Genomic DNA, 609 nt, shown 5'->3' with positions numbered 1-609 from the left:
ATTTGTTTCTTTAATAAAAAATTCATTGAGTTGAGATTTCTCTTTTAACATATTACTTTGTTTGGAATATCTATTACAAATATTATCTCTTAAATTATTAATTCTAGATATTTCTTCATGAAGTTTCTTATCACCAATTGATATTTGAATCTCTTTAAACTCTTTTTCTAATTTTAAAAGAGACTCACTAACACTTTTAAGTTCTCTATTTATTCTAGACATAGAATTTAAATGTAATAACTTTTTAGAAAATGTTGTATATGAATCTTTTTCTATTTGTAACCTAATTCTTTTATTGTCTAAAACTCTATATTCTTTCATAGCTTTAAAGTATCTTCCTTTACTTAAACTATTTAAAGCTAAGCGTTCTATATCTTCAAATTTTATAGATTTAAAATAATTATAAATCTCAAATGATTTTGAAGCTTTTAAATTGATTTTAAGCCTTTCTGATTCAACTCTGGATAAATAACTCTCAAAAGTCACTTCTTTAGCCTTAAAAATGGTTTTACGCAGTATTTCGACGGTTATTTTTCTATCTAACAGAATAGATTCTTGCAACTCTTTTTCTTTTAGCAATTTTGACTCTATACTTTTTTCAATTCTAAT

The 609-nt window shown here is 23.2% G+C and carries 1 protein-coding gene; it reads right to left on the bottom strand.

What is annotated here, in order from left to right; genetic code table 11:
* The coding region (locus HMPREF0202_RS15225; protein ID WP_023051973.1) for a hypothetical protein at positions 1 to 609 on the bottom strand (609 nt) is incomplete at both ends.

The sequence above is a fragment of the Cetobacterium somerae ATCC BAA-474 genome (assembly GCF_000479045.1).
Taxonomy (GTDB): Bacteria; Fusobacteriota; Fusobacteriia; order Fusobacteriales; family Fusobacteriaceae; genus Cetobacterium_A; species Cetobacterium_A somerae.
The sequence above is the reverse complement of the archived record's forward strand: the minus strand, read 5'-3'. Positions and strand labels throughout refer to the sequence as shown.